Here is a 19,683-nt window from a genome sequence, read left to right as displayed (position 1 = left end):
TCGGGATCGTGGAGGAAGGCACCGGCACATTCACGGCCGTGCTGACCAGCGAGCCATCAGATGATGTGACCGTCGAAGTGGCCTCCGCCGACGCCGCCATCGGGACCGTCACCGCAGGCGCGTCGCTGACGTTCAGTCCCACGAATTGGGACCGCGCCCAGCCCGTCACCGTGTCAGGCACCGACGACGCCGACAACGACAACGGCGACGAAACCACCACCGTGACCGCCACCGCGTCCTCGACCGACACCGGCTTCCAAGGCGAAACCGCCGACGTCACAGTCACCGTCACCGATAACGACGCTGCCGGAGTGGTGCTGACACCGCCGTCGCTGACGGTGACCGAGGGCGAGACTGGTACCTACACCCTCTCGCTCGCCCATGAGCCCTCAGCCAACGTGACCATCGACGCCACGGCCGAGGCCGGGGCCGGCATCACCGTCAACGACGGCGACACCGCCAGCGTGACGTTCACCCCCTCGAACTGGAATCGGCCCCGTTCGGTGACCGTTGCGGCGGCCGAGGATGACGACAAGGACCACAGTACGGCCAGGATCACCCACGCCTTCGCTGCGGACAGCGCCGCCGAGTACGCCGTCATCACTATCGGCGACGTCGTTGTGACAATCGAGGACGACGATGTCCCCGGGCTACGGATCGACACGGAGGGCCACGTCGTCACCAAGGGACGCACAGCGACTTTCACCGTCAGTCTCAACAGTGCACCGGATGCCGGTGCGGTGCAAACCAGCGTGCCGCCTCAGTTCGAGGCGCCCGAGGTCAGGACCGACCTTGGCATCAGACCGCCGACGGACGTGGACGTGACGATCCATGCAGCAGGCGATCTGTCGGTGGAGCCGACCGTCCTCAGGTTCACGGCATCGAACTGGAATGTGCCCCAGCAGGTCGAGGTGACCGCCAATGGTGCTGCGGCCGATTCCAGGTTCACGATCGTCCATGCGATCGCAGGCCCCACCGACTACGCCAACGTCGGCAACGAGGGCCTCGACCTGACCGTGCGACCGCCTGTCCGGTCCAACCCTGGTGGTGGCGGCAGTTCCGGTGGCGGCGGTGGCGGCGGTGGCGGCGGTCTCGATGTCGGTGTTGCGACGTTTGTGGTGGCGAATGGGTGGAGTGCTGCTGATGTGGGTGTGGCGGCGGTGTTGGCGGCGCGTACCTCTGGTGCGGTGGTGGTGTACACAGCGGGGGATGTGTTGTCGGCTGAGACTTCGATGCTGTTGCGGGAGGCTTCGCCTGTTGAGGTGGTGATCGTGGGCGGCATTGCTGCGGTGTCGCGTGATGTCCGTACTCAGATTCGTGCTGCGTCGTCGGAGTCGGGCGTGACGCGTATCACAGGCGACGATCGTTCCGACACAGCGGCGGCCACGGCGCGGCGCATTCTGGGCGGGCCCTCTGATGCGGGCCGTGTGACGTTGAGGGAGTGTCCGACGCTCCCTTGTCAAGCGGCGAGCGCGAGTGGCTGTTGTCGGGTGTATTCGTCTCGCCACATTCGGCGGATGACGCGGTTGGCGAGGTGTCGTTTGTGGGCTCGTCGGGCTTCGCGTCGTGTTTTGCCTTCGGTGGCTTTTCGGGCGAGGTATTCGGCGGCGTCGGGCTGGGTGCGCTGCTGGGTGACCGACGCGATGTAGAGCACTGAGTTGATGCGTCGGTTGCCTCGGAAGTCGAGGCGGTGCTTGACCGGGTCGCCTGAGCCTTCTCGTGATGAGAGCGCGACGGCGCCGGTGCCGCACCAGCGGGCGAACTTGGACTCGCGGTCGAACCGGTGAGGGTCGCCGACCTCGCACACCAGCGTGGCGGCTGCGATGGGGCCGATGCCGGTTTCGTCGCGCAGGGTGGTGCCGTGCTCGTCGAGCAACTCGTCGATGCGCCGTTCGAGACGACGGACCTCGCGGCGCGCTGCACGGTCGGAGTCGATGAACGCCTGGAGCCACTCGAGCCGGTACGCGCCCGCCGGGGTGGTGTCGATGCCAGGATCGACCGCGGCGAGGCGGCGCAGCCGGACCTCGATCTTGCCGTCGCTGGTGAGCAGGTCACGGATCTCGGTGGGGAGCTTCGCGATCTGGTCCCCGACGTGGTGCAGCAGCAAAGTGCGAGCAGCCACAAGGGTTCTGCGGTGCTCGAGGACTGCTTCGATCTCGGCGACGAGCGGGTCATATGCCTCCAGCGCCTGCACGGGACCGAGTGTCGGCTCGGCCTGCAACGCCCGTGCGGTGGCGACCGCGTCGACGGCGTCGGTCTTGCCCAGCCGCCGCGAGCGGCGTTGGGCTGCCGAGCGGGACGCGGGGACCTCGCGGGTGTCGAAGGCGGCCGCGACGAGCGCTATCGCGACATGGGCGCCCCACTTGGCCGACCCTTCCACGCCGACGCGCTTCACGCCGTGCGCGTCGAGCAGATCGATCGCCTCGCCGAACCCGGCTGCGGTGTTCGCGAAAGTCTCGTGGGTGACTTCGACGCCGTGGGGATCCACGATGCCCGCGGTGAAGGTGTCCTGGTGAGGGTCGATGCCCCCGATGGGTGATGTCATGCTGTGCTCCTGCTGGAAGTGGTGTTCCGGTGGGTCCGGGAACGGCAGGGGCGCTTCGTCACATCCGAGTCGAGACAATCAGGCTCCCTTCAAGACAGGAGCGCTCCTGCCGGCCCCACACTCGACGCGACAGGTCGGACAACAGGCACGAAGCCACGATTTTGGTGGAGTCACCGTCGAGCATGGGACCGGACCGTAACCCCCTGGCCGAGGGCACCGGCAACCCAACAGTGACACTCGGATGTTCTGTGTAAGCGGGCCGGTCGGTTGGTCATTTTGGGTGAGCGGGAGTCGTCCTGGGTAGCGGACGGCGAGCTGGTTCAAGCAGCGTTTCCATCCGATGGTTCCTGTTCGTTGTGGTCCTGCTGTGTTGGTGGTGATGTTCCTCATGGCGAGGCAGAGCAGTTTGAGGGCGGCTTGCTCGTTGGGGAAGTGCCCTCGGTTCTTGGTGACCTTTGTGAGCTGGCGGTTGATGGACTCGATCATGTTGGTGGTGCAGATGACCCGGCGGGCTTCTGGGGGGCAGTCCAGGAACGGGATGAACTGTTCCCAGCTCGACCGCCACAGGCTGACCACGGCGGGGTATCTGGCGCCGATGCCGGCTTCGAACTCGTCGAGCGCCGCCTCGGCGGCTTGGGCGTCGACGGCGGCGTACACGGGCCGCAGTTCCTTGGCGACTTGTTTGGGGTCGTTCCAGGTGACGTAGCGGTGCGAGGCCCCCAGCAGGTGCACTACGAGACTCCTGTTGTCAACCTTGGGCCTGACGCTGGTTGTTTGGGGGCAGGCGCGCTGGCGGGGCCGACGTCGTTTCGGTCGGCGACGGAGCGAGGGTTGTGGCGTCAGGTCAGCGGGGCGTCTGGGGTCGGTGGATCGCCGGGTCGTAGAGAGTGCGGTCTTGCCAGCAGCGCCACAGGACGCGCATCCAGCTCGAGGCGACGGCACGCAGGGCAGTGTGCTTGGTGGCGCCGCGTTGGCAGGCCCGGGCGTAGCGATCTGCTGAGATGGGGTCGATTCGCTTGAGCACGTAGGCCCAGCTCGTGGTGGTTGCTCGCAGTCGGCGGTTGCAGGCTCGCCGGATCCGGACCCGTTCGATCTTGCCCGACGACAGCGTCACCGGTGCTGCGCCGGCTTCGGCGAGCAGCGCCTGGGCTGTGGGGTAGCGGCCGCGGTCCTCGCCGATCTCTGAGATCAGCTCGGCCGCGGTGACACGGCCAACGGCGGGGAAGCTGTCGACGATCTGATGGTCGGGATGGTCGGCGAGGAGTTCATCGAGGCGCCGGTTGTAGGACCGGAGCTGGTTGTTCAGCAGCTCGAGCTGGTCAGCCAACGCCAGAGCCGCGTAGCTGTGTCCGGCGACGCTGCCCTCTGCTGCGGTGAGCAGGTTGGTGCGGAGCCGCTCGGCGAGCACAGCAGGCGGGACCCGGCCCGAGTAGCCCGTACGGCGACAGAAGCCGGCCATGCGCGCTTCGCCGACCCGGCCAGCAGCCGCCGGGGTCGGGTAGTCACGCAGAAAGGCAAGCGTGACGTCGCGGTCAACGCTGGAGAACAAGCCGGTCACAGAGGGGTGATACGCGATCAGGGTCTCGCGTAGCTGCGCCTCCACGGTGATCTGGTTCTCGACACACTGGCGTCGATGCCGGGTCACGGCCCGCAGCTCGGCCCCCAGCGCCGACGCGGGCGAGAGCGGCCGCCATCTCCAGCTGTCGGTTCGCATCAGGTCGGCCAACACGAATGCGTCGAAGCGGTCGTTCTTGCGAACGGCGGCCTGGTGCCGTTCGCGGGCAGCTGCTGAAACCCGCGGGCTCACCGGGAACACTGCGAAGCCCTCGCTGTGGAGCCGCTCGACGAGCAGCCCCTCGCTTCGCTCGATCGTGACTCCAACGAGTTCGTCGTGACCGCGCAGCACAACGACGAGCTCGTCGATGCCCGCTCGGTCGTGGGCGAAGCGCTGGTTGGTCAGCTCTCGCCCGATGTCATCGACGACTGCGGCTTGGTGATGAGCCCCGCCCCAGTCGATGCCGGCAAAGGTTGCCATGTGTTGTCCTCCGTCGAGGTCGGCTCATCCGCCTCGACAGGCCACCACCGTCACTCGTTTCGGCGCTCGCAGCGCAACTCCTGATTGCAGTTCGAAGCCCGCCATCGACGGAAGGAACAGGTCTGCGTCTGGACCTCCCGGGTCGGTCTGCACTGGTTCTCTTCCGCCGATGCGGATGACACCCGGAACCTTTCCGGGCCCGCCCATGATGAACCAACGAGGTCTGCACGGTGGCCGCGGGCCAGGTCGCCTCGATCGCGTCGGGGAGGCCTCGCAGGCCGTCGCAGCACACGATCAGCACGTCTTCGACGCCTCGGTTGCGCAGCTCGGTGAGCACCCCCAGCCAGTACTTGGCGCCCTCGCCGTCGCTGTCGCCGATCCAGATGCCCAGCACATGCTTGCGGCCGTCGAGATCGACGCCCACGGCGAGATAGGCGGGCCGGCTGGCGACGTGGCCGTCGCGGATCTTGACGTTCAGCGCGTCGATGAAGACGATCGGACAGACAGCGTCGAGGGGCCGGCTGCGCCACGCCTCGAGCTCGTCGAGCACCCCGTCGGTGACACGGCTGATCAGGTCACCGGACACCTCCACGCCGTAGATCTCCCCAAGATGGGCCGCCACGTCGCGCACGGTCATGCCCCTGGCGTACAAGGCGATGATCTTGTCGCCGAACCCTTCCAGGCGCGTCGCGCCCTTGGGCACGATCCGAGGCTCAAAGGAGCCGTCGCGGTCCCGGGGAGCGTCCACGTCCACGGTGCCGACGTCGGTGTGCACCCGCTTGGACGCGGCGCCGTCGCGCGAGTCGCCCGACCCCCCCCCAGGGTCGCCCTTCTCATAGCCCAGATGACCGGTCAACTCCTGCGCCAGCGCCCGCTCGAGCACCGCCTTGGAGAGCTGGGTCAAAAGCCCGTCCGCGCCGAGCAGCTCGGCGCCCTCGGCGCGGACGCGTTCCATCACCGCGTCCAGCGCCCCGTCACACACCAACGGCGTCGTGTCCGCCGCCGGCCTCGCCGGCAGCCTCTCTCGATCAATCTCAATCATTGCGGTCCTTCCTGTCGCCCCGGCATCCAACACCGACACGACACTCTCAGACCAACCCCCTTACACAGAGGATCTGACACTCTCGCGGCCGTCGAGCTCCGACAACGCGCAGGCGCGAGCTGTGGTCCAGCCCGCCTCGACGGCGCCGTCGACGAGGTCCAACAGGCCGGCCTTCACGCCGGCATCGACACGCGGGGGCACGCCGGCGGTCACCCCCAACGCTCTCTTCCCTCCAACAAGGTCACCTTGACCGCCATCTCCTTGAGCGCCTCGCCGAGACGGGCCACCTCGTCACGGGCCATCACCAACTCAGGATCGGGCCCCTCGCAGCGCGCACCCGGACGAGACGACGCCAACGCGTCCAAAGCACCCCGCTTGGCGACCTCGCGGGCCCGCATGATCGTGGAACGGTCCACACCCCAATGGTCCGCGCACTCGGCCACCGTCATCTCACCAGTGAGCACCTGCACGAACGCCTCATACTTCTGCACAGGCGACAACAACCGCCTCCTGCGCCGACCGCTGCGCTCCCGGGACTTCGACGGATCGGTCATCTGACGCTCCTCTCACAGCGCCATGCTCCCACCCCGATGTTGTGTAATCAGCGACCCAAAAACAGACACGATCCCAGAATCACGACACGCCCTCGCAGCGTTGCGCGACATCCGCGCCCGCCGCCTGCACGACTATCTGCGCTGGCGCAACGCCGCGGTCAGTCAGGCTGCGAACCCTGATTCACACCTCAGGTGTGCAGACACTTCGCCGCGTCCTCGATGTCGCGGCGAAGCTGGGTCTTCAATTCATCGATGCCGTCGAAGCGCCGCTCGGGCCGCAGCCGACGGACGAAGCGCACCTTCGCCGTCTCGTCGTAGAGGTCGCCGCGGAAGCCGATCAGGTGCGCTTCGATCAGCGAACGCTCTGCGAACTCATAGAACGTCGGCCGGCGGCCGATGTTGACTGCAGCCGGGTATTGCGCTCCATCAGGCCGCACGTACCAGGCGGCGTAGACACCATCGGCAGGAATCTGCAGGTCCGGGGTCGTGGGCAGGTTCGCCGTGGGCACTCCGATCTGGCGGCCGCGACGGTCGCCGACGGTGACGACTCCGCGCACCTCGAACGGCCGACCGAGCAGCCGGTGCGCTCGCTCCACATCGCCCGCAGCAAGCGCTTCGCGGATCGACGTGGACGAGATGACGTCGCCGTCGCCGGTCATCTGCTTCACCAGCGGCAGCCCGACCACCTCGTAGCCGTACTCGGCGCCGACTTGTCGCAGCGTCTCGATGTTGCCTCGGCGTCCCTTGCCGAAATGGAAGTCGGCACCGACCACCACGGCACGAGCAGACAGGCAGTTGACGAGAATGTCGTGGGCGAACTGCTCGGCGGGAACCGCTGCCTGCTTCTTATCGAAGGTCACAACAAGCGTGAAGTCGACGCCGGTCTCGGCCAGTAGCTCCAGCTTGTGGCCGAGATTGCACAGCAGCGGCGGTGCCGATTCCGGTCGCACCACGGTGGCGGGGTGACGGTCGAAGGTCACGACCGCTGTGGCGCAGCCCCGCTCGGCAGCTAGACGATGCATCTCTGAGATCACCGTGCGGTGCCCGCGGTGGACGCCGTCGTACTCCCCCACCGTCGCGACGCTGCCGTGGTCGAGCACCGGACACCAATCCAAGTCGCGGATGACCTCCATGCGCGCAACGCTACTCACGCCGGGCCCGTGCGAGTCCGCCCGCCCAGAGATCACTGCGGGATCGCCCAGAGATCACTGCGGGATCACTGCCGGATCGCCCAGAGATCACTGCGGGATCACTGCCGGATCGCCCAGAGATCACTGCGGGATCACGACGGCAAGACCGTGGCACGCAGTCGCCCGTCGACGCGCTCATGCACGGCCACGAGCGCTCCGGTGGGGTCGACCAGCGCCCACGGACCGGAGCCGTCGTAGCGAGCGTCCACGAGATGGACACCGCTTCTGGCCTGAATTGCCTCCTCATCGGACACGAGAATCTGCGCCAGATCCCGCACCAGCTCGAGGGGGGTTCGCAGTTCGGCCTCGGTCGGAGGACCCGCCTCGGACAGCGTGAACGAGCCGCTGCGCGTGCGCCGCAGCGCTCGAATATGCGCCCCGCCTCCCAGCGCAGTACCCAAGTCGGCACCGAGAGTTCTCACATAGGTGCCGGCGGAACAGTCGACCACGGCCCGGTAGACGAGCGGGTCGTCGGTGCGGTCCACTTTGAAGCGGTACACCTCGACATCGCGTGGAGCGCGTTCTGCGCTCTGCCCCGAGCGGGCGATCTCGTGCAAGCGGCGGCCTCCGACGCGCACTGCAGACACCATCGGCGGCAGCTGCGAGATCGTGCCGATGAAGCCCGCAGCTGCAGCGGCAACATCGGCAGGATCCAGATCCATGCACCAGGTCGTGACCGGCTCGCCGGCAGCATCGAGGGTGCTGGTCTCGACGCCGAACACGATCTCGCACTCGTAGCTCTTGTGGGAGGCGGTGGCGAATCGCAGCAACCGGGTCGCATTGCCGATGCCAATCACGAGAACCCCCGTCGCGGACGGGTCGAGCGTGCCGGCGTGGCCAATGCGTCTCTCGCCGAAGCGGCGCCGCAGCATGCCCACCACGTCGTGCGAAGTGGGTCCCGACGGCTTGTCGACGATGACGGCGCCATGAACGGTCGCTGGACGGCGCCGTGCCATGGCTGTCAGGCTTCCTCGTCCCGTTCAGCGGCGATATCGGAGACCTGCGCCTCATCGGGCTCGCCGGACAAGCCAGCCAGCAGGTCTTCGATCCTCTCGGCGTTGATAGGCCCCTGGTCCCGGCGAAAGCGGAGCGCTGGTGTGCGCCTCAAGCTGGTCTGGTCGCCCAAGGCTCGCTGAAGGCGGTGATGGTGCTCATCGAATGCCGCAGCCGCCGCCTCCTCGGATTCCTGATCGCGCACGTCGTAGTGCACCACTGCGACACTCAGCTCGCGATCAACGTCCACACCGGTGATCACAATGCCGTCGAACACCTCGTCGAGCCGTTCCATCTCCGAGGCCACGACGCTGCGCACCACCTGGGCGACGCGGTCGGTTCGCTCGTACTGGTGCGCAGTCGGCATCGAGTGTCGCCGGCGACGGGGGCGACGAGCCATCGGGTGAGTGCTCCCTCAGGCGACGCGGGCGATCTCGCGTTCGGTATACGTCTCGATCACGTCGCCTTCCTTCAAGTCGGTGAAGTCGCTCAGACCGATACCGCACTCCATGCCCGCCGACACCTCGGCGACGTCGTCTTGGAAGTGCCGCAACGACTTGACCGATCCCTTCCAGATGATCGTGCCGTCGCGCAGGAACCTGACCTTGGCGCCGCTGCGCACGTTCCCGTGCTCGACGACGCAGCCAGCCACGGGACCGACGCCAGAGATGCGGAAGACCTGGCGCACCTGCGCCTCGCCCACCACGATTTCCTCGAACTCGGGCTCGAGCAGGCCGACCATGGCGTTTTGCACGTCTTCGATGAGGTCGTAAATGATCTCGTACAGCCGGATTTCGACGTCCTCGGTCTCGGCTGTCTGGCGCGCGTTGCGGTCCGGGCGCACGTTGAAGCCGATGATCGTGGCCTCGGAGGCCGCGGCGAGCTGCACATCGTTCTCGTTGATCCCGCCGACGCCACGGCTGACGAAGGAGAGCTTCACGTCGTCGCGCTCGAGCTTGCGCAGGCTGTCGGTCACTGCCTCGAGCGAACCGTGCACATCGGCCTTGAGCACGAGGTTGAGCGTGGCTGTCTCGCCAGACTGCACCTGCCTGAAGATGTCCTCCAGCCTCGCTCCACCGCCGCTCCCGCCAGCAGTGCCGGCCAAGCTGGCCTGGCGCTGCCAATGCTCGCGGGTCTCGGCCACCTTGCCTGCGGTCTTCTCGTCGGGGGCGACGACGAACAGGTCGCCTGCACGTGCAACCTCGCCGAGACCGAGCACCTCCACTGGTGTGGACGGACCCGCCTCGCTGAGCGGAGCACCGCGATCGTCGGTCATGGCACGCACGCGGCCCCAGGCCGCGCCGGCAACCATCGGTTCGCCGACACGCAGGGTGCCCCGCTGCACCAGCACCGTTGCGACCGGACCCCGGCCGCGGTCGAGATGGGCCTCCAGCACGATTCCGACAGCCCGGCCCGATGATTCGGCAGTGAGTTCCTCGAGTTCTGCGACAAGCAGGATCTGGTCGAGCAGCTCGTCGATGCCCTCGCCGGACATGGCCGACATGAGAACGGTGATCACTTCGCCGCCGTAGGACTCGGGCACGAGGCCCCGTTCCGCCAGCTGGGCGCGCACCCGGTCGGCGTCGGCGCCGGGACGGTCCATCTTGTTGATGGCGACGATGATCGGCACATCGGCCGCATGTGCGTGGTCGATGGCTTCGGCAGTCTGCGGCATGACACCGTCATCAGCCGCCACGACCAGCACGACAACGTCGGTGGCCTGCGCTCCCCGGGCCCGCATCGCCGTGAACGCCTCGTGGCCCGGCGTGTCGATGAACGTGATTCGGTAATCGCCGCGAGAGGTCTGATACGCGCCGATGTGCTGGGTAATGCCACCCGCCTCGCCTTCGACAACGTTGGAGGAACGAATGCGGTCGAGCAGCAGTGTCTTGCCGTGGTCGACGTGACCCATGACGGTGACCACCGGCGGGCGAGTCTGCCCTTCGGCGTCAGAAAGGTCGACCTCGAGGGCCCGCAGCAGCTCCTCCTCCTGCTCGGCGCCGGGCTCGGTGATACGCACTTCGGCGTCGAGTTCGACAGCGAACAACTCGATCATGTCGTCGCTCAGCGACTGCGTAGCGGTCACCATCTCGCCCTGTTGCAGCAGGAACCGGACGATGTCGGCGGCGGAGCGATTCAGACGGGCGGCGACCTCCTGGGCCGTCGAACCCCGCTCGATGACGATCTCGCCTTCGGGAACGGGTGCGTCGATCGGCGTGTAGGCGGTGAGCTGCTGGGGCTGCAATTCCTCGCGCTGGCGACGGCGGCGACGGCGAGGGCGCCCACGGGCGCCGCGTGGTGCACCACGCGGACCTCCCGGGCGTGCACCAGGCGGACCCGCTGGGCGTCCGCCAGGCGCTGACGGGGCTCCTGCGTGAGGGCGACCGCCACCAGGCTGCCCGCCATGGGGACGCTCGCCACCGGCCGCTGGACGGCGGAACCCGCCAGGGGGACCCGAGCGGTAGGGGCCGCCGCTGCGCGGAGTGGTGCGTGGCGGACCGGGCGGCGGGGGAATCGGCTTGCCCGAACCCGAGCGAGGCGCCAATGGCGGGGGCGGAATCGCGCGGCCGTCGGCAGCCTTCGGAGTTACCGGCAATCGAGACGGGGGCGGCGGCAGTTCTGGGTTGGCAGCGTCGGAGGGAACTGGTCTCGATGGCGCCGCCGGTTCGTCGGTTCTGGCCGCCGGTCGCTGAAGTGGCGGAAGAACCGGCCGCGCGGATTCTTGGCCGCTTGAAGTGACCAGACGTCGCGGTGGCGGCAAGTCGGGCGGAAGGGTGCCCGGCGGAGGCATTTCCGGCGGGAGCGGTGGTGCGGACTCGGCTGGTGCCGCCGGCCGAGGCCCTGTTGGCGCAGGCGCTTCTGCCGCAGGAATGGGTTCAGGCGTCTGCGGAACGGGCTCCGGGGCGGGCGCATATTGCGGAGGTGGCTTCGGTTCGGCCGGGGCGGGCCGGGCCGGGCGGGCCGGGCGGGCCGGGCGGGCCGGGCGGGCCGGGCGAGCGGCTGGTGTGGATCGGGGCGCCGCTGCGGACTCTGGGCGTTGTGGCGCGCGCTCGGCCGCAGCGGCGGACTTCGCGGGTGCCTTGCGAGCCTTGCGAGCCCCTGGCTGCGACTCTTCACGAATCAGTCCCTCGCGTGCGGCCTTGCGCCGGACGCGGTCAGCCTGAGCGTCCTCCATGCTGGACGAGTGCGTCTTCACACCGATGCCCAGGGACTCGCATACGTCGAGCACCTCGGTGAGCGTGATGCCCAGCTCTTTGGAGAGCTCGTGAACGCGGACTTTCTTCGGCAAGCGGTCGGTCTTTCTTTCGGGAGTTGAAGCGATGCCCAGCAGGGCTCAGGAAATGGAACGGGGACGCGACGAGACCGGCCATGGGCCCTTAGGGCGTCGCCGAGTCCGATGGAAGCGTACTGGGGTCGGTGTGGGCCTCTGCAGGGGTCTCATCGGCGGTCTCGCCGACCGGCGCGTCATCGGCTGTCTTGCCGACCGGAGCGCCATCGGAGGTCTCGCCGACCTCCTGCTGTTCGTTGACTGCCTCGGACCACTGGCCCGCTGTGATCGCTTCGCCGCCATCGGCAGGAACCCAGGTCTGCTCGCCCGTATCCGGGTTCGTCACCCACTCTCCCTCGGCCCACTCCTCTCCTGAGTAGCCGGCCTCCTCCTCGGCAATCTGCGTCTCACTCTTGATGTCGATCCGCCAGCCGGTCAACCGGGCCGCCAGACGAGCGTTCTGGCCCTCGCGGCCGATCGCCAGCGACAGCTGGTGGTCGGGCACGATGACCTCCGCCACACCTTGTTCGGAGTGGAAGCGGACCTCCCGGACGCGAGCCGGGGACAGCGCCTTGGCCACAAAATCGTGGAGGTCGTCGGAGAACGGGACAATGTCGATCTTCTCGCCTCGCAGCTCGTTGACGACCTGACGGACGCGGCTGCCGCGGGCCCCGACGCATGCGCCGACCGGATCGATGTTGGAGTCGTTCGACCACACAGCGATCTTCGTGCGATGGCCGGGTTCGCGCGCGCACGCCTTCAGCTCGACAACACCGTCGGAGATTTCGGGGACCTCCAGCTTGAACAGCTCACGAATAAGTCCCGGGTGCGTGCGCGACACGACGATCTGCGGGCCCTTGGCGGTCTTGCGCACCTCCACGATGTATGCCTTGAGGCGGCTGTTCGGCTCTGGCCGCTCGTAGGGCACCTGCTCGGATTGGGGCAGCAATGCCTCAACGCGACCCAGGTCGAGCAGGGTGTAACGAGCATCGTTCTGCTGGATGATGCCGGTGACGATGTCGCCCTCCCGCCCGGCGTACTCGTCGTACTTCATGTCGCGCTCGACCTCGCGGATGCGCTGGTTCAGGACCTGCCGGACGGTTTGGGCCACGATGCGCCCGAGATCGTGCGGTGTGTCGTCCCACTCCCGCAAGACAGTTCCCAATTCGTCGACTTCCTGCGCGTAAACCGTGATGTTGAACGACTCGTCGATGATGACGTAGGCCTGCTCAGCGGCACCCTCGCGGCGCTTGTAGGCCGATTCGAGGCCGTTCGCGACTGCCTCGAGCAACACCTCGGTGCTCATGCCCTTCTCGGCGGCGAGTGCTTGGAGCGCCTCCATGATCTCGGGGCTGTTCATCGTCTCTGCCTTCCTGGCTTACTGCGAGGGTCTGACTTGCTGTGAGGGGTGCTGCGGGATCCAGGCTTGCGCCGCGGGCGCGGACCCCATTCGAATGTTGTGCGGGCCTTGGCGATGTCGTCGAATGGCACCGTCAAGATCTGGCCAATCTCATCCGGTCCGGCTTGGGCGTGGCCCTGCTCACCACTGGAAATCTCCTCGACGCGGACCGAGACGCCGGAGGGGTCGGATTCCAGAATCTCGCCGACGATACGCCGCCGCGGCGATTCGCTGGTCCGGATCACCACCTGCTCGCCGACAGCACCTGCAAAATGTTCTAGGCGGTTCAAGCTGCGCTCGAGCCCAGGGCTGGACACTTCGAGCACGTACCGGCCCTCGATCACGTCGGCGGCATCCAGAGCCGCGGACAGCCTGCGGCTCAGTCGGCCGAGTGCCTCGACGCCGATGGCGCCCCCGGCCATGGCAGAAGCCAGCACGACCAGAGTCCCGCCTCGCCATTGCACGTCGTAGAGGGCACAGCCGACCTCGGTCGCCACGGGACCAGCGAGGTCCGCTATTTCGGAGGGGTGAGCACTTGCGGGGGCGCGCGAGGCCGCAGCGGTGTGAGTCATCGCAACCTCCCTGTCCGCGTAGCCCCAGCCGCCCTCGGGGCTGTGCCTGCGGAACCGGCGCTTGCACCGGATCATGCAAGGACGCTTGCGCAGAGCCCACGACCAGCCGAAACTGTCCTGCGGGTCCCACGCTACCAGTGCAACCTCGGGGTTCCCGACCGCGGAGCCGGGTTTGCTGCGCGGCTAGCGGCCCTAGGGCCCGAGCGGCCCGAGCGGCCCGTGAGCGCAGCGAACAAGAGCGGGAGACAACAATCTCGTCAGTGGCAGCCGCATGCTGCGCGGCTAGCGGCCCTAGGGCCCGAGCGGCCCGTGAGCGCAGCGAACAAGAGCGGGAGACAACAATCTCGTCAGTGGCAGCCGCATGTTGCGCGGCTAGCGGCTCCGAATGAGGGCAACGCGCTCGGCGGCGTGGTTGACATCGTCACCCTGCTCGCTCGCCTGCGCAGCTCGATCAGCTTCAGCTGCTGCTGCGGCGCCGGCCTCGGCTCTCCCAAGTGCGGCCTCGACGCCGTCGGCCGCCACGATCTTGGCCCACTTCACCAAAGCCGCGACCATCTCGTCCTCGGGCACTACGGCCACGACTTGGCCCTTGACGAACAGGTGACCGCGCGAGCGGCCTGCTGCTATGCCCAGATCGGCGCTGCGGGCCTCGCCGGGCCCGTTCACCACGCAACCCATGACGGCCACCTGCACGGGCAGGTCCAGGCCTTCAAAGGTTGCTTGTGCCTCCTGGGCCACCGAGATCACGTCCACCTCCGCCCTGCCGCACGAAGGGCAGGCAACAAGATCGGTACCGGAACGCTCCCGCAGTCCGAGTGCCTGGAGCAGCTGCTGGCCGGCAGTGGCCTCTTGGACGGGGTCGGCTGTCAGGCTGTAGCGAATGGTGTCGCCGATGCCCTCGTTCAGCAGGGTCGCGATGCCAGCGGTGGCCTTCACCAGGCCGGCCGGCGGGGGTCCAGCCTCGGTGACGCCGAGATGCAAGGGAAAGTCAACTGCGTCGGCGAGCATCCGGTAGGACTCCACCATCAGCGTCACGTCGCTGGCCTTCACCGAGATCTTGACGTCGTCGAATCCCACCTCTTCGAAGTACCCGAGCTCTCGCTTGGCCGATTCCACCAGCGCGGCGGGAGTCATGCCATAGCGCGCCTCGATGTCGGGATCGAGGGACCCGCCGTTGACGCCGATGCGGATCGGGACGCCGCGGTCCCGGGCCTCAGACGCCACGGCGCGTATCTGGTCAGGCTTGCGGATATTGCCTGGATTCAGCCGCAGGCAGGCCACTCCGGCGTCGAGCGCTGCCAGCGCGAGCCGGTACTGGAAGTGGATGTCGGCCACCAAGGGCACGGGCGAGCGGGGAACGATGTGCGCAAGCGCCTCCACAGCCGCAACGTTGTTCGCGGTGCAGCGGACGATGTCGGCCCCGGCCCCGGCCTGCGCATAGATCTGAGCGAGCGTGCCGTCGACGTCCGATGTCTTCGTCGTCGTCATCGACTGCACAGAAATGGGTGCCCCACCCCCGACGGCGACCGAGCCGACGTTCACTTGGCGTGTGTGGCGTCGGACGTAGCGCCCAGATGACTCAAGCGTCATGTCCACCTCTCACAGATCTACCGGTCACAGGTCCACCGGGTTGGCGATATCGAGGTACAGCAGCCCCACTGCCAGCAGTGCGAGTGCGGCGACCACGACGGTGGCGAGCGGCGCAAGTTTGCTCGGATCGATCAAGTATCGGCCGCGACCCCCGCGTTCTCGCCAGCGCTCATAGGTAGCGACAGCCACATGACCTCCGTCGAACGGCGGCAGCGGCAACATGTTGAACACACCGAGGAAGACGTTCACCAGCGCAAACATCAGCGCGCGCTCGGACCAGCCCCAAGATGTGTCCGACGCCAGGTCCACGATGCCGTAGACCCCCAATGGGCGCATGCCCAGGTTGCTGTTCGCCGAAGGATCACCGGGCGGCGACACGATGCGGTCGACGACGTCGCCGAAATTCGCGAACAAGCCCCAAATGCCTCGTACAGAGTCGACTATTGAGCGCCCAAGGTCGACCAATGCCTGGACCACCGCAGTCGGCAGACCGACGGTCTCGTAGACGATGACCCACTCGGGCCGAACACCCAAGAGTCCCGACCCGGTACCGGGGTCTGTCGCCAGTTCGGCCTCAACGGTGCGCAGGACGCCATCTCGCTCGATCTCCAGCGCTACCCGCTCGCCGGGTCGGGACTGCACCTGGGACACGAAGACGTCCCATTCCTCGGTGGCTGCACCGTTCAACTTCACGATGCGGTCGCCGGCCTCGATGCCTGCCGCATCCGCCGGGAATGTGACTCCGTCTCGCTGCTTGACCACTTCGGCGACCTGCCAGTTGTTCCCATCGCGAGTCGGCGCGCCGAGCGCTGCATGCACCACTCCGAACGCGACGAGCGCGAGGCACAGATGCATGAGCGAGCCGGCGCACACGACCAGCAACCGGCGCGGATAGGTCTGGGTGCGGTAGGCCCGGCTCTCGTCGCCCGGTTCCACGGGTTCGGAGCGCGACATGCCGATGATGCGCACGTATGCCCCAAGCGGCAGCGCGCGCAGTCCGAACGACGTCTCTCCGCGTCGGAAGCTCCACAGACGGGGGCCGAAGCCCAGAAAGAAGTCGGTGACCTTCATCCCGACGGCACGAGCGGCCGCGAAATGGCCGAACTCGTGCATGAACAGCACACCGGCAAGCACCGCTGCGGCACCTACGGCGAACGGGTAGCTCCAAGCCAGCACCACCAGCGCCACGAGCCCCACGATCCAGCGAGCAGTGCGCGCCGCCGAGCCTGGCGCCGGGGGTTCCGGCTCGTCTGTGTGGCCCTTCATGATCGGATTCCCACCACTGCGTCGGCGGCTCGGCAGCGGCCAGCTCGATCAGCTGCGATCACGGCGTCCACGCTGTCAGCCGCGGCGCCGTCATGGTGCTGCATCGCGCTGTCGATGACGGTGGCGATCTCGTGCCACCGCAGCCGGCCATCCAGGAATGCGGCCACGGCCTCTTCGTTGGCCGCATTGAGCCACGCCGGGGCGGTGCCTCCGGTTCGGCCCGCCTCGTAGGCAAGGTTCAAGCAGCCGAAAGTGTCGGTATCGGGCAGCTCAAAGGTGAGGCTCCCCATTGCGGACCAGTCAATTGCCCCAAATGGCGTCCCGATGCGCTCGGGATAGGCCAGGGCGTAGCCAATCGGGAGACGCATGTCGGGCAGCGAGAGTTGCGCGACGGTGCTGCCATCAGCGAAGGTCACCATCGAGTGGATCACCGACTGGGGTTGGATGACCACATCGATCTGGTCGTAGTCCACCCCGAACAGTTCGTGCGCCTCAATGACCTCGAGGCCCTTGTTCATGAGGGTCGACGAATCGACCGTGATCTTGGGTCCCATCGACCAGGTGGGGTGCGCCAAAGCGTCTGCGACTGTCACCTCACGCAGCGCCGCAGCGCCGCGACCCCTGAAGGGCCCGCCGCTGCCGGTGAGAATCAGCCGCTCCGGCGCAGACGCTTGGCCGGCGAGGCACTGGTGCAGGGCGCTGTGCTCGCTGTCGACCGGAATGAGCTCGGCGCCCGGCACGGCTCGCAACGGCTGTACCAGCGGACCCGCTGCGATGAGGCTCTCCTTGTTGGCGAGCGCGAGGCGTCGCCCGGCCCGCAGTGCTGCCAGCGTGACGCCCAAGCCCGCGAAACCCACGACGCCGTTCACGACGACGTCGGCTCGGCCTGCGAGATCGGCGAATGCGTCGGGGCCCGCCAGCACCTCGACGCCAGCAGGCAGCGCAGCCCGCAGCTCCCGAACCAATCCCGGATCGCCGATGCCGACGGCAGCCGGTTTGAACTCGGCAGCCTGTGCCGCGAGCTCGCTCACGGAGCTGTTCGCGCCAAGCGCGATGGCCCGGAACCGATCTGGCTCGGCGCGCATCACCTCTAGCGTCTGGGTGCCGATCGAACCTGTCGATCCGAGCACCGCGACCGTCGTCGCGCCCATGGGCCTATCCCAACACGTATGTGCCGACGAAGTACGCCGCTGGCAATGCAAACAGCAGCGCATCGAAGCGGTCGAACACGCCGCCGTGACCGGGCAGCAGATTGCCCATGTCCTTCACGGCCACATCGCGTTTGACCAGCGACTGCGCCAGATCCCCGAGCGGCGCTGCGAGCGCGACGGCGAGGCTCAGCCACAACGCATCAAGCAGGCTTCCGGTCCACGGGAACACCCCGGGGAAGCGGTTCAGCACGAGAGTGGTGACCACCACCGACAGCACGATTCCCCCGATGAGCCCTTCGTGGGTCTTGTTGGGGCTGATTCGTGGTGAAAGCCGGCTCTGGCCGGTCGTGCGGCCGATGACAAAGCCGCCGACGTCGTACACGGCGGTCCCGATCACGGCGCCGATCAGCATCGAGTCGCCGTTGGGTTCGCGCAAGATCAGCGCAGCGAATGAGCCCAATCCGCCCACCCACAACAGACCGAGCGCGGTAATGGCCAAGTTCGCCGTGGGATGATCCCGCTCGATGCCGAGCAAGAACCAGCAGAAGATCGTCACTGCGGACACGGCCAGCACGATCGGATAGGCCTCCACACCACGCAGGTGCACCCCGACGGTCAGGCCGGCGACGCCCGCGAGTCCTGCCAGCGTCGCCGGGCGGTATCCAAGCGGCCGGGCGGCCCGGTAGAACTCCGCTGCAGCCAAGACCAAGACAATCACGACGAGCGCGACGGTGGCTGCCTCGCCGAGCCGAAGCGCGCCGAAGAACAGCGCAGCCAGCGCCAACCCGACGACGATGGCGGCAGGCAGGTTGCGACCGCTGCGGCCTGCATCAGAGGGGCCGTTGTGCAAGACGGTTCGGGTTTCGTCGCTCACGACTCCACGCTCCTCGTAGTCCTGGCTCCCCTCGCGCCAGTGCGAGGCAGACGCATCCAGCCGGGCCCATTGAGCGAAGCGATCAGGTTCAGATGTCGCCGCGCCAGCCTCCGACGGTACTTCGGCTGCGGCTGGCGCTGTTGCGACCGGCGCCGATGCGGCAGCGGCCTCAGTCCCGGTGTCTTCCGGCATCTCGGCCGGAGTCGGCTCGATGTCGGCCTGCGGGATCTGCGGCGTTGTCTCATCGTCGGGGGAATCGAACAACGGTTCATAACCGGCAGCATCGGGTTCGTCGGTTGGCGTTTGCGTCTCGCCGGCGATACGCGGGTCGTCGGGCAGCTGCGGAAACAGTCGCGAGCCCCCGCGACGCGCTGACTCTGCAGCCGCTGCGTCTGGCACCGGCGGATCCACAGGCTCAGCCGGAGCTGGGGGCGCGGGAGGGTCAGTCGACTCGAAGTTCACCAACGGCCGGGTCGAGCCCAGCGGATCATCAGTAGCCGCTGGATCGCTCGGATCCCCACCAGGGTGCGCCGGCGGATGCTCGCTGCTCTCGGACATCTACTTCCACACCTGTTCGGTCACACCTCGAGGAGTTCTTGCTCCTTGGCGTCCAACGCCCGATCAATGTCTCCGACGAACTTGGCGGTGTCAGCGTCGAGCTCCTGTTCGAAGCTGCGCTTCTGGTCGGCGGAGATCTCCTTCTCCTTTTCGAGCGTATCGAGATCGTGGCGAGCGCTGCGACGCAGGTTACGCACCGCGACGCGCCCGTCTTCGGCCATCTGTTTCACCACTCGTACCAGATCTTTGCGCCGATCCTCTGTCAGCGGGGGGAAGAGGAGGCGCAGGACATGGCCATCACTCGATGGGTTGATGCCCAGGTCAGACTCCATGACCGCTTTGGAGATGGCGTCGAGCGCAACGCGGTCAAAGGGCTGGATGACCAGCATGCGAGCCTCGGGTACCGAGAATCCCGCCAACTGTTGCAGCGGAACGGCCGCGCCGTAGTAGTCGACCTGAAGCTTCTCGACCAGCGCCGGCGTTGCTCGGCCAGTCCGGACCGTGCCGAAGTTGCCGCGGGTGTGTTCGACGGCGCTGCGCATGCGCTGGCGAGCGTCTCCGCAAATCTCGGCGGCGAATTCGCTCACCTGACCAGCGTACCGGGGCCCGTTCGAGTGTCGCCGTCACTCACAAGCCCAGTGTTAGC

Annotated in this window: 16 protein-coding genes and 2 pseudogenes; all 18 read right to left on the bottom strand. The window is 67.4% G+C overall.

Going from position 1 to position 19,683, the window contains the following annotated elements:
• Positions 1 to 1,459: 1,459 nt before the first annotated feature.
• On the bottom strand, positions 1,460 to 2,545 hold the full coding sequence (locus ACPXYO_RS12150) for an IS110 family transposase (protein ID WP_423920760.1): 1,086 nt from the start codon (positions 2,543 to 2,545) through the stop codon (positions 1,460 to 1,462).
• A 78-nt stretch (positions 2,546 to 2,623) separates the two neighbouring features.
• Positions 2,624 to 3,487, bottom strand: coding sequence for a transposase (locus tag ACPXYO_RS12145; RefSeq protein ID WP_423920757.1), 864 nt, complete (start codon positions 3,485 to 3,487; stop codon positions 2,624 to 2,626).
• A complete protein-coding gene (locus ACPXYO_RS12140; protein WP_423915653.1) occupies positions 3,390 to 4,580 on the bottom strand; it encodes an IS110 family transposase in 1,191 nt (396 codons plus the stop codon). The genes ACPXYO_RS12145 and ACPXYO_RS12140 overlap by 98 nt, the downstream gene beginning before the upstream one ends.
• A 196-nt stretch (positions 4,581 to 4,776) precedes the next feature.
• Positions 4,777 to 5,535: pseudogene (locus tag ACPXYO_RS12135) on the bottom strand (IS256 family transposase); the annotation flags it as partial.
• 147 nt (positions 5,536 to 5,682) lie between these two features.
• Positions 5,683 to 5,835 carry a hypothetical protein gene (locus ACPXYO_RS12130; RefSeq protein ID WP_423920755.1) on the bottom strand — a complete coding sequence of 51 codons (153 nt, stop codon included), beginning with the start codon at positions 5,833 to 5,835 and terminating at the stop codon, positions 5,683 to 5,685.
• A complete protein-coding gene (locus tag ACPXYO_RS12125; protein WP_423920753.1) occupies positions 5,832 to 6,176 on the bottom strand; it encodes a hypothetical protein in 345 nt (114 codons plus the stop codon). Before ACPXYO_RS12125 ends, ACPXYO_RS12130 begins: the two co-directional genes overlap by 4 nt.
• Before the next feature lie 188 nt (positions 6,177 to 6,364).
• Positions 6,365 to 7,309 carry a bifunctional riboflavin kinase/FAD synthetase gene (locus tag ACPXYO_RS12120; RefSeq protein WP_423920750.1) on the bottom strand — a complete coding sequence of 315 codons (945 nt, stop codon included), beginning with the start codon at positions 7,307 to 7,309 and terminating at the stop codon, positions 6,365 to 6,367.
• 149 nt (positions 7,310 to 7,458) lie between these two features.
• A complete protein-coding gene (gene truB, locus ACPXYO_RS12115) occupies positions 7,459 to 8,322 on the bottom strand; it encodes a tRNA pseudouridine(55) synthase TruB (RefSeq protein ID WP_423920748.1) in 864 nt (287 codons plus the stop codon).
• 5 nt (positions 8,323 to 8,327) lie between these two features.
• Positions 8,328 to 8,726: a ribosome-binding factor A gene (locus ACPXYO_RS12110; protein WP_423920745.1), complete on the bottom strand. Its 399-nt coding sequence runs from the start codon at positions 8,724 to 8,726 to the stop codon at positions 8,328 to 8,330.
• Positions 8,727 to 8,774: 48 nt separating this feature from the next.
• Positions 8,775 to 10,604 (bottom strand): translation initiation factor IF-2, encoded by a 1,830-nt coding sequence (gene infB, locus ACPXYO_RS12105; protein ID WP_423923832.1) that lies wholly within the window; start codon positions 10,602 to 10,604, stop codon positions 8,775 to 8,777.
• A 906-nt stretch (positions 10,605 to 11,510) separates the two neighbouring features.
• Positions 11,511 to 11,648 (bottom strand): annotated as a pseudogene (locus tag ACPXYO_RS12100) (translation initiation factor IF-2 N-terminal domain-containing protein); the annotation flags it as partial.
• Between the two features lie 88 nt (positions 11,649 to 11,736).
• Complete coding sequence (gene nusA / locus ACPXYO_RS12095) at positions 11,737 to 12,987, bottom strand: transcription termination factor NusA (protein WP_423920742.1); 1,251 nt, start codon at positions 12,985 to 12,987, stop codon at positions 11,737 to 11,739.
• Positions 12,984 to 13,673, bottom strand: coding sequence for a ribosome maturation factor RimP (gene rimP, locus ACPXYO_RS12090; RefSeq protein WP_423920739.1), 690 nt, complete (start codon positions 13,671 to 13,673; stop codon positions 12,984 to 12,986). The genes nusA and rimP overlap by 4 nt, the downstream gene beginning before the upstream one ends.
• A 297-nt stretch (positions 13,674 to 13,970) precedes the next feature.
• The gene (ispG, locus tag ACPXYO_RS12085) at positions 13,971 to 15,188 is read right to left on the bottom strand and encodes a flavodoxin-dependent (E)-4-hydroxy-3-methylbut-2-enyl-diphosphate synthase (RefSeq protein ID WP_423920736.1); all 1,218 of its coding nucleotides are present in this window, start codon (positions 15,186 to 15,188) and stop codon (positions 13,971 to 13,973) included.
• 24 nt (positions 15,189 to 15,212) lie between these two features.
• The gene (locus ACPXYO_RS12080) at positions 15,213 to 16,454 is read right to left on the bottom strand and encodes a M50 family metallopeptidase (RefSeq protein ID WP_423920733.1); all 1,242 of its coding nucleotides are present in this window, start codon (positions 16,452 to 16,454) and stop codon (positions 15,213 to 15,215) included.
• The gene (gene dxr / locus ACPXYO_RS12075; protein ID WP_423920730.1) at positions 16,451 to 17,605 is read right to left on the bottom strand and encodes a 1-deoxy-D-xylulose-5-phosphate reductoisomerase; all 1,155 of its coding nucleotides are present in this window, start codon (positions 17,603 to 17,605) and stop codon (positions 16,451 to 16,453) included. Before dxr ends, ACPXYO_RS12080 begins: the two co-directional genes overlap by 4 nt.
• A 4-nt stretch (positions 17,606 to 17,609) precedes the next feature.
• Positions 17,610 to 19,037 (bottom strand): phosphatidate cytidylyltransferase, encoded by a 1,428-nt coding sequence (locus ACPXYO_RS12070; RefSeq protein ID WP_423920728.1) that lies wholly within the window; start codon positions 19,035 to 19,037, stop codon positions 17,610 to 17,612.
• A gap of 20 nt (positions 19,038 to 19,057) precedes the next feature.
• Positions 19,058 to 19,624, bottom strand: coding sequence for a ribosome recycling factor (gene frr, locus ACPXYO_RS12065; protein WP_423920725.1), 567 nt, complete (start codon positions 19,622 to 19,624; stop codon positions 19,058 to 19,060).
• Positions 19,625 to 19,683: the final 59 nt, after the last annotated feature.

It is taken from the genome of Candidatus Poriferisodalis sp. (assembly GCF_965237655.1).
GTDB lineage: Bacteria > Actinomycetota > Acidimicrobiia > Acidimicrobiales > Poriferisodalaceae > Poriferisodalis.
This window is presented reverse-complemented; position numbering and strand designations above follow the sequence as displayed.

What these genes read in the sequence shown, in the direction of transcription:
- ACPXYO_RS12150 (WP_423920760.1), bottom strand. Translation starts at nt 2,545, where the DNA reads ATGACATCACCCATCGGGGGCATCGACCCTCACCAGGACACCTTCACC.
- ACPXYO_RS12140 (WP_423915653.1), bottom strand. Translation starts at nt 4,580, where the DNA reads ATGGCAACCTTTGCCGGCATCGACTGGGGCGGGGCTCATCACCAAGCC.
- ACPXYO_RS12125 (WP_423920753.1), bottom strand. Translation starts at nt 6,176, where the DNA reads ATGACCGATCCGTCGAAGTCCCGGGAGCGCAGCGGTCGGCGCAGGAGG.
- ACPXYO_RS12120 (WP_423920750.1), bottom strand. Translation starts at nt 7,309, where the DNA reads ATGGAGGTCATCCGCGACTTGGATTGGTGTCCGGTGCTCGACCACGGC.
- truB (WP_423920748.1), bottom strand. Translation starts at nt 8,322, where the DNA reads ATGGCACGGCGCCGTCCAGCGACCGTTCATGGCGCCGTCATCGTCGAC.
- ACPXYO_RS12110 (WP_423920745.1), bottom strand. Translation starts at nt 8,726, where the DNA reads ATGCCGACTGCGCACCAGTACGAGCGAACCGACCGCGTCGCCCAGGTG.
- nusA (WP_423920742.1), bottom strand. Translation starts at nt 12,987, where the DNA reads ATGAACAGCCCCGAGATCATGGAGGCGCTCCAAGCACTCGCCGCCGAG.
- rimP (WP_423920739.1), bottom strand. Translation starts at nt 13,673, where the DNA reads ATGATCCGGTGCAAGCGCCGGTTCCGCAGGCACAGCCCCGAGGGCGGC.
- ispG (WP_423920736.1), bottom strand. Translation starts at nt 15,188, where the DNA reads ATGACGCTTGAGTCATCTGGGCGCTACGTCCGACGCCACACACGCCAA.
- ACPXYO_RS12080 (WP_423920733.1), bottom strand. Translation starts at nt 16,454, where the DNA reads ATGAAGGGCCACACAGACGAGCCGGAACCCCCGGCGCCAGGCTCGGCG.
- dxr (WP_423920730.1), bottom strand. Translation starts at nt 17,605, where the DNA reads ATGGGCGCGACGACGGTCGCGGTGCTCGGATCGACAGGTTCGATCGGC.
- ACPXYO_RS12070 (WP_423920728.1), bottom strand. Translation starts at nt 19,037, where the DNA reads ATGTCCGAGAGCAGCGAGCATCCGCCGGCGCACCCTGGTGGGGATCCG.